Consider the following 7,826-nt stretch of genomic DNA (forward strand, 5'->3'; position numbering starts at 1 on the left):
GCGGGTAACCCCGGGTCAGCCTCACGGCCCGCAGCCGCGCCGCCACGCCCCCCGGGTCCCCGGGCGCCCGCCGCCCGAGCAAGCGCAGCGCATCCGCGGGTACAGTGCGGAGACCAGCAGCTGACCCCGGAGGGCTCCCGCACGTGCTGACCCAGACCACCTCCCGGGTCCTCGAACCGAGCGACCTGGACGCCGCGCTCGCCGTCCTGCACCGCGAGCCGGTCACCAACGCCTTCGTGACCTCCCGCGTCCAGGTCGCCGGCCTGGACCCGTGGCGCCTCGGCGGCGAGATATGGGGCTGGTACGAGGACGGCATGCTCACGTCCCTGTGCTACGCCGGCGCCAACCTGGTCCCCATCTGCGCCACCCCGCGCGCGGTCCGCGCCTTCGCCGACCGCGCCCGCCGGGCTGGCCGCCGCTGCTCCTCGATCGTCGGCCCCGCGGAGCCCACCGCCCAGCTGTGGCGGCTGCTCGAACCGCACTGGGGGCCGGCCCGCGAGGTCCGCGCCCGCCAGCCGCTGATGGTCACCGACCGGATGCCCGACGACATCGCCCCGGACCCGTACGTCCGCCGCGTCCGCAAGGACGAGATGGAGACGATCATGCCGGCCTGCGTGGCGATGTTCACCGAGGAGGTCGGCGTCTCCCCGATGGCCGGCGACGGCGGCCTGCTCTACCAGGCGAGGGTCGCCGAACTCGTCGGCTCCGGCCGTTCCTTCGCCCGCATCGACGAGCACGGCAAGGTCGTGTTCAAGGCGGAGATCGGCGCGGCGACCTCGCAGGCCTGCCAGATCCAGGGCGTCTGGGTGGCCCCCGAGCACCGGGGCAAGGGACTGGCCGCCCCCGGCATGGCGGCGGTCCTGCGCTACGCCCTCGCCGACGTGGCCCCCGTGGCCAGCCTGTACGTGAACGACTACAACACGGCGGCGCGCAGGACGTACCGGCGAGTCGGCTTCCGGGAGGCCGGAGCCTTCATGAGCGTGCTGTTCTGAGACGGCTCCGCCCGCTGTAGGCTCGCCGACATGCTTCGCGACATCACGATCGCCCCCCTCGACCTCCCCGCCCACGTCGACGAAGCGCTGGCCGTGCAAGCCCTGGCGTTCGGACTCGGCCCGGACGAAGTCGCCGTACGCCGCCAGATCGTGCTGCGCCACATGACCTACCGCGGGGCCCGCGCCCTCGGCGCCACCACGGCCGACGGCCGCCTCGCCGGGTTCGTCTACGGCATGCCCAACAGCCGCACCCACTGGTGGTCGACGGTCGTGGAGCCCTATCTGCGCGCCCAGGGCAACGAGGGCTGGCTCGACGACTCCTTCGTCATCACCGAGCTGCACGTCCACCCCCACCACCAGAACCGCGGCATCGGCCGCGCCCTGATCACGGCGATCACCGACAGCGCCGCCGAGCCCCGCTCGATCCTCTCCGCGATCGACACCGACAGCCCGGCCCGCGGCCTCTACCACTCCCTCGGCTACCAGGACCTCGCCCGCCGCGTCCTGTTCCCCAGCGCGCCCCGGCCGTACGCCGTGATGGGCGCCCCGCTGCCGCTGCGCCGCCGTTAACCGATTTCCACCGCCCAGCACCGCCCGGCTAACCTCCTAGCCACCACCTTCCCCCACTCTCGGCTTCGCCCGGGCGGGGGGACCCCCGTCAGCAGGAGTACGAGAACCATGGCCAACGCACCGGTCCAGCGCATGTCCCAGTTGATGGCGAAGACCCTGCGCGACGACCCGGCGGACGCCGAGGTCCTCAGCCATAAGCTGCTCGTCCGCGCCGGCTATGTGCGCCGGACCGCGGCGGGCGTGTGGACCTGGCTGCCGCTCGGCAAGAAGGTCCTCGCCAACGTGGAGCGCGTCGTCCGCGAGGAGATGGACGCCATCGGCGCCCAGGAGGTGCTGCTCCCCGCCCTGCTGCCGCGCGAGCCCTACGAGGCCACCGGCCGCTGGGACGAGTACGGCCCCGAGCTGTTCCGCCTCCAGGACCGCAAGGGCGGCGACTACCTGCTCGGCCCCACCCACGAGGAGATCTTCACCCTGCTGGTGAAGGACCAGGCGTCCTCCTACAAGGACCTGCCGGTCATCCTCTACCAGATCCAGACCAAGTTCCGCGACGAGGCCCGCCCCCGGGCCGGCATCCTGCGCGGCCGTGAGTTCCTGATGAAGGACTCGTACTCCTTCGACCTGGAGGACGAGGGCCTCGCCCGCTCCTACGCCCTGCACCGCCAGGCCTACCAGAAGGTCTTCGAGCGCCTCGGCCTCGACTACCGCATCTGCGCCGCCACCGCCGGCGCCATGGGCGGCTCCAAGTCGGAGGAGTTCCTGGCCCCGGCCGAGGCCGGCGAGGACACCTTCGCCGACTGCCCGAACTGCGACTTCGCCGCCAACACCGAGGCGATCACCTACGAGCTGAAGCCCGTGGACGCCGCCGGCGTGCCCGCCGCCGAGGACATCCCCACCCCGGACACCCCCACCATCGAGACCCTGGCCGCCTCCCTCGGCGTCCCGGCCTCCGCCACGCTGAAGAACCTCCTGGTGAAGGTCGACGGCGAGATCGTCGCCGTCGGCGTCCCCGGCGACCGCGAGGTCGACCTGGACAAGGTCGAGGCGCACTTCGCCCCGGCGGCCGTCGAGATGGTCACCGAGGCCGACTTCGCGGCCCGCCCCGACCTGGTCCGCGGCTACGTCGGCCCGCAGGGCCTCGGCAAGGTGAAGTACGTCGCCGACCCGCGCGTGGCGCCCGGCACCGCCTGGATCACCGGCGCCAACAAGCCGGACACTCACGCCAGGAACGTCGTCGCGGGCCGTGACTTCGAGGTCGACGAGTACGTCGACGTCGTGGTGGTCCAGGAGGGCGACCCCTGCCCCAAGTGCGGCACCGGCCTCAAGCTGGACCGCGCCATCGAGATCGGCCACATCTTCCAGCTGGGCCGCAAGTACACCGACGCCCTCAAACTGGACGTCCTCGGCCAGAACGGCAAGCCGGTCCGCGTGACCATGGGCTCCTACGGCATCGGCGTCTCCCGCGCGGTCGCCGCGCTCGCCGAGCAGACCGCCGACGACAAGGGCCTGTGCTGGCCCAAGGAGATCGCCCCCGCCGACGTCCACGTCGTCGCGGCCGGCAAGGCCCTCCAGACCGAGCTGGCCCTCGACATCTCCGAGCGGCTGGCGGCGGCCGGGGTGCGGGTCCTCGTGGACGACCGCGCGGGCGTCTCGCCGGGCGTGAAGTTCACCGACTCCGAGCTGATCGGCGTGCCGCAGATCCTCGTCGCGGGCCGCCGGGCCGGCGAGGGCGTGGTCGAGCTGAAGGACCGCAGGACCGGCGAGCGCGAGGAGCTGACGGTCGAGGAGGCCGTCGCGCGCCTGACCGCGTGAGCCATCCGGGGGTCCGGGGGCCGCCGCCCTCGGGCCCCCGGGCCTACAGCCAGCCGGCGAACTCCAGCAGCAGCTCCGCGTCCTGTTCCCGGCCGACCCTGCGGGCCCGTACGCCCGACTCCACCGCCCGGAACAGCGTCCAGCCGCGCAGCCGCTCCTGGTCCACGTCCAGCGACTCCGCGAGCCGCTTCACCCGGCGGCGGGTCGTCGCCGCGCCCGACGGCTGGGCGATCAGATCCTCCACCCGGTCCCGCACCAGCCGCGCCAGGTCGAACGCGCACTCGCCGACCACCGGATCGGGGCCCACCGCCAGCCACGGCATCCGCTCCCCGGCGAGCACCTTGCTCTGCCGGAGCGTTCCGTGCAGCAGCTTCTCCTCCGGCGGCGCCGCCAGCAGTTCCTCACGCGCCGCGAGCGCCGTCTCGACCAGCGGCGCCACCTCGGCGTCCGCCTCCGCGCTCGCCCGCATCGCCGCGGCCTGCCGGCCGGTGCGCCCGGCCACCGTCTCGAAAGCGTGCCCCTCGGGCGGTGTCACCCACAGCCGGCGCAGCGTGCCCGCCGCCTCCAGCAGCGCCTTCGCCTCCGGCAGCGACCGCACCGACACATCCGGGTGCAGCCGCTCCAGCAGCAGCGCCCTGTCGGGCGAGCCCTCCTCCAGCAGCTGCACGGCACCCCGTCCGCCCCAGTGGGCGAGCGCGGCCCGCTCGCTCTCGGGACGCGCCCGGGACGGTGCCAGCTTCAGCACGGCCGGGGTCCCGTCCGGGCGCCGCACCAGCACCACCAGACTGCTGCGGCCACCCGGCACCTGCACCCGCTCGACGGTCAACTCGCGTAGCGCGACGGCCCGCCGGGCCGTCTCGGGCAGCTTCTCCAACCAGTCGTCACCGTCCGGTGCCGTCTCACCGAGCGCCCTCACCAGACGCCGCGGCGGTTCGAAAGCCATACGCGAGTCGTTCCCTTCCGGTGCGTCACGTCGTGGGCGTCGCGGACGCCCCGGCGGCACCCGCCCGTTCGGCGAGCCCAGGGAAGGCTACGCTCCCGCCCCGCCAGCGCACCGCCCGCACCGCCGCCTCCCGCAGCGCGGCGGCGGCCGTGCCCCGGCGCTGTCCCTCGGCCGCCCGCACCAGGTCGGAGTAGACCCCGGCCACGCGGTCCTCCAGCTCGGCGGCGAGCCGGCCGGCGCTCTCGGCGTCCGTCACCGGGAACGGCAGCGCGTAGCCGGCCGCCGCGGCGACCGGCTCGCCGCCCAGGTCCCGCACCTCGCGCGCCAGCGCGTCCCGCCGCGCCCGGTGCGCGTCGTACGCCGCCCGGACCTCCGCACGCCGCTCCTCGCGGATCCGCCCCCCGACGACCCCGTAGCCGTACACGGCCGCGTGCTCCGCCGCGAGCGCCGCCTGCAGCGCCCCCAGCTCCTGCTTCGACGCCTTGCTCACTTCGCCGCCTCCGTCAGCAGATACGCGTGCGCCGCCCCGGCCGCGGCCACCGAGGCCAGCAGCCGGGCCAGCTCGCCCGGCACGTCCATCAGGGCCTTCGCCCGCCGGTCGGCGAGCGCCCGCTCGGCGACGGCCAGCTCGGTGAGGGCCGCCCTCTCGTCGCTGGGCACGGCGGGCGACGGGGACACCGGGGGCGCGGCCGAGGCGGACGGCGACGCCGGGGGCGAGCCCTGCGCGGAGCGCCTCGCCCCGCCCCCGAAGGCCTGCCGGTGCCGTACGACCTCGGCCCGCAGCGGTGCCAGCCGCTCCGCCAGCCCCGGGTGCGCGGCGAGCACCGCGTCGTACCGCTCGACCAGGCGTCCGCTGTCCCGGGCGGCCCGCGCGCGGACCCGGTCCGCGGCCGACGGGCCGGCTGCACCGCCGGAGTCCTCGGACCCGGCGGTGCAGCCGGACAGCAGGGCGGCCCCGGCGGCCGAGGCGAGCAGGGTTCTGCGGCGCGGCCCCGAGGGGGTGCGCGACGGCGGAGGGTACGGCACGGCTGGCGTCCTCGGAGGCTCGTACGAACGTCATGAGCGGCACCCGGCGGGCCGCCCGTGATCACCGTACCCGCGCATGTGTCCGACACCACTCACCGGCACCGCCCCGACACCGGGGACGGACACCGGTGGACGGCAACACACCCTGGGACCGGATACCCTTTCACCTGACACGCGACCCATCCCACAACAGCACACGCGGCCGAGGAGTCACCCGGATGAGCACCACCCAGAGCGAGAGGCTGCGAGAACTGCTGGAACCGCTCGTCAGCTCCCAGGGCCTGGATCTCGAAGAGATCGCGGTGGACTCGGTCGGACGCAAGCGGGTGCTGCGCGTCGTCGTCGACTCCGACACCGGGGCGGACCTGGACCAGATCGCCGATGTGAGCCGCGCGCTCTCGGCGAGGCTCGACGAGACGGACGCGATGGGCGAGGGCGAGTACACCCTCGAGGTCGGCACCCCGGGCGCGGAACGCCTCCTCACGGAACACCGGCACTATGTGCGCGCCACGGGCCGGCTGGCGAGGTTCCAGCTGACGGAGGGCGGCGAGCTGGTCGCCAGGATCCTCGACGTCGACGACGAGGGCGTCGAGCTGGAGGTGCCCGGAGTCAAGGGCCGCAAGGCCACCGCGCGCCGGCTGGCCTTCCCGGAGATCGCCAGGGCGCGCGTCCAGGTCGAGTTCAACCGCAAGGACGAGAAGTCCCACAAGAAGGAAGAGGAGGCGTAGCCGTGGACATCGACATGAGTGCCCTGCGGGGCTTGGTACGGGAGAAGGAGATCTCCTTCTCCCTGCTGGTCGAGGCCATCGAGTCGGCCCTCCTCATCGCCTACCACCGCACCGAGGGAAGCCGCCGACACGCGCGTGTGGAGCTCAACCGCGAGACCGGTCACGTGACCGTGTGGGCGAAGGAGGACCCGGAGGACCTCGAGGAGGGCCAGGAGCCCCGCGAGTTCGACGACACCCCGTCCGGCTTCGGCCGTATCGCCGCCACCACCGCCAAGCAGGTCATCCTGCAGCGGCTGCGCGACGCCGAGGACGACGCGACGCTCGGCGAGTACGCCGGCCGCGAGGGCGACATCGTCACCGGCGTGGTCCAGCAGGGCCGCGACCCGAAGAACGTGCTCGTCGACATCGGCAAGCTGGAGGCCATCCTGCCGGTGCAGGAGCAGGTCCCCGGCGAGACCTACCCGCACGGCATGCGCCTGCGGAGTTACGTCGTGCGCGTGGCGAAGGGTGTCCGCGGTCCGTCCGTGACCCTCTCCCGGACCCACCCCAATCTGGTGAAGAAGCTCTTCGCGCTGGAGGTGCCGGAGATCGCCGACGGGTCCGTCGAGATCGCCGCCATCGCACGTGAGGCGGGTCACCGTACGAAGATCGCCGTCCGTTCCACCCGTTCGGGTCTGAACGCCAAGGGCGCCTGCATCGGCCCCATGGGCGGCCGGGTGCGCAATGTCATGGGCGAACTGAACGGCGAGAAGATCGACATCGTCGACTGGTCGGACGACCCGGCCGAGATGGTGGCGAACGCGCTCTCCCCGGCCCGGGTGTCGAAGGTCGAGGTCGTGGACCTGGCCGCCCGCTCCGCGCGGGTGATCGTGCCGGACTACCAGCTGTCGCTGGCCATCGGCAAGGAGGGCCAGAACGCCCGGCTCGCGGCCCGGCTCACCGGCTGGCGGATCGACATCCGCCCGGACACCGAGCAGTCCGGGAACCAGACCGGGGAATAGATCCGAGCCGCGCGGCGCTGAGATCACGACAGGTTCGTGCGCGGAACTGTTCGAATCCTGCCCCAAAGGGGTGAGGTGCGTACGGGGAGGTAGACTTAAGAGTGTCTGGCCGGACGCGGATCCGCGCATGCCCTGAACGCACCTGTGTGGGGTGCCGGGAACGAGCGGCCAAGACGGAGCTGCTGCGCATCGTGGCGGTCGAGGGCGAGTGCGTCCCCGATCCTCGCGGTACGCTGCCCGGCCGGGGTGCGTACGTTCACCCCACACCGGTCTGTCTCGACCAGGCGGTACGCCGCCGGGCGTTCACGCGGGCACTGCGCGCCCCGGGAGCGCTCGAAACAAAGGCGTTGCGCCTCTACGTCGAGCGGACAACAGTTGCCGAACAGGCAACACGGTAAGAAGCGTGCCGTGCGGAACCCCCCGTGCGGCTTGGTACCTCGCGAGTCGAAAGCAGGTCGAGATTGCGATGAGCACTCGATGAGTACGCGATGAGTACGCCCATGAACTAGCGACGGTCCGGACGCAACCCGGACCTCAAAGGAGCGAAGTGGCTAAGGTCCGGGTATACGAACTCGCCAAGGAGTTCGGTGTGGAGAGCAAGGTCGTCATGGCCAAGCTCCAGGAACTCGGTGAATTCGTCCGTTCGGCGTCTTCGACGATCGAAGCGCCGGTTGTACGCAAACTGACTGACGCCTTCCAGGGCGGTGGCAGCGGCAAGTCCGCCGGCAAGCCCGCCCCGCGCAAGGCTGCCCCCAAG

General features: G+C 72.9%; 10 protein-coding genes. 7 read left to right on the plus strand and 3 right to left on the minus strand.

The features are described 5' to 3' along the window. Positions 1-143 precede the first annotated feature (143 nt). From CCN42_RS20240 to CCN42_RS20250, 3 genes are all read left to right on the plus strand, one after another. Positions 144-992 carry a GNAT family N-acetyltransferase gene (locus CCN42_RS20240; RefSeq protein ID WP_086173379.1) on the plus strand — a complete coding sequence of 283 codons (849 nt, stop codon included), beginning with the start codon at positions 144-146 and terminating at the stop codon, positions 990-992. 30 nt (positions 993-1,022) lie between these two features. Continuing rightward, a complete protein-coding gene (locus CCN42_RS20245) occupies positions 1,023-1,562 on the plus strand; it encodes a GNAT family N-acetyltransferase (RefSeq protein ID WP_086173378.1) in 540 nt (179 codons plus the stop codon). Positions 1,563-1,670: 108 nt separating this feature from the next. Continuing rightward, a complete protein-coding gene (locus CCN42_RS20250) occupies positions 1,671-3,371 on the plus strand; it encodes a proline--tRNA ligase (RefSeq protein ID WP_086737597.1) in 1,701 nt (566 codons plus the stop codon). A 43-nt stretch (positions 3,372-3,414) separates the two neighbouring features. On the opposite strand, the gene CCN42_RS20255 is transcribed toward CCN42_RS20250, so the two are convergent. From CCN42_RS20255 to CCN42_RS20265, 3 genes are read right to left on the minus strand one after another with little or no spacing between them, the layout of a single operon-like run. Further along, on the minus strand, positions 3,415-4,314 hold the full coding sequence (locus CCN42_RS20255) for an aminoglycoside phosphotransferase family protein (RefSeq protein ID WP_086737599.1): 900 nt from the start codon (positions 4,312-4,314) through the stop codon (positions 3,415-3,417). A 25-nt stretch (positions 4,315-4,339) separates the two neighbouring features. Then, entirely contained in the window at positions 4,340-4,804 is a 465-nt protein-coding gene (locus CCN42_RS20260) for a ferritin-like domain-containing protein (protein ID WP_086737600.1), read from the minus strand. Continuing rightward, positions 4,801-5,340: a hypothetical protein gene (locus tag CCN42_RS20265; protein ID WP_086737602.1), complete on the minus strand. Its 540-nt coding sequence runs from the start codon at positions 5,338-5,340 to the stop codon at positions 4,801-4,803. The genes CCN42_RS20260 and CCN42_RS20265 overlap by 4 nt, the downstream gene beginning before the upstream one ends. Before the next feature lie 218 nt (positions 5,341-5,558). On the opposite strand from CCN42_RS20265, the gene rimP reads away from it, so the two are divergent. The 4 genes from rimP to CCN42_RS20285 form a co-directional block, all read left to right on the plus strand. Beyond that, complete coding sequence (gene rimP / locus CCN42_RS20270; protein ID WP_086737604.1) at positions 5,559-6,068, plus strand: ribosome maturation factor RimP; 510 nt, start codon at positions 5,559-5,561, stop codon at positions 6,066-6,068. 2 nt (positions 6,069-6,070) lie between these two features. Next, a complete protein-coding gene (gene nusA, locus CCN42_RS20275; RefSeq protein WP_086737606.1) occupies positions 6,071-7,069 on the plus strand; it encodes a transcription termination factor NusA in 999 nt (332 codons plus the stop codon). 101 nt (positions 7,070-7,170) lie between these two features. Continuing rightward, positions 7,171-7,467, plus strand: a complete 297-nt coding sequence (locus CCN42_RS20280; RefSeq protein ID WP_086737608.1) for a YlxR family protein — start codon at positions 7,171-7,173, stop codon at positions 7,465-7,467. Between the two features lie 149 nt (positions 7,468-7,616). Next, a partial coding sequence (locus CCN42_RS20285; RefSeq protein ID WP_143661962.1) for a translation initiation factor IF-2 N-terminal domain-containing protein occupies positions 7,617-7,826 on the plus strand: 210 nt, incomplete at its 3' end.

Source organism: Streptomyces glaucescens (assembly GCF_002154375.1).
Lineage (GTDB): Bacteria > Actinomycetota > Actinomycetes > Streptomycetales > Streptomycetaceae > Streptomyces > Streptomyces glaucescens.

Excerpts from the sequence above, each read along its gene's own strand:
- CCN42_RS20245 (WP_086173378.1), top strand. The coding sequence starts at position 1,023 with ATGCTTCGCGACATCACGATCGCCCCCCTCGACCTCCCCGCCCACGTC.
- rimP (WP_086737604.1), top strand. The coding sequence starts at position 5,559 with ATGAGCACCACCCAGAGCGAGAGGCTGCGAGAACTGCTGGAACCGCTC.
- CCN42_RS20250 (WP_086737597.1), top strand. The coding sequence starts at position 1,671 with ATGGCCAACGCACCGGTCCAGCGCATGTCCCAGTTGATGGCGAAGACC.
- CCN42_RS20255 (WP_086737599.1), bottom strand. The coding sequence starts at position 4,314 with ATGGCTTTCGAACCGCCGCGGCGTCTGGTGAGGGCGCTCGGTGAGACG.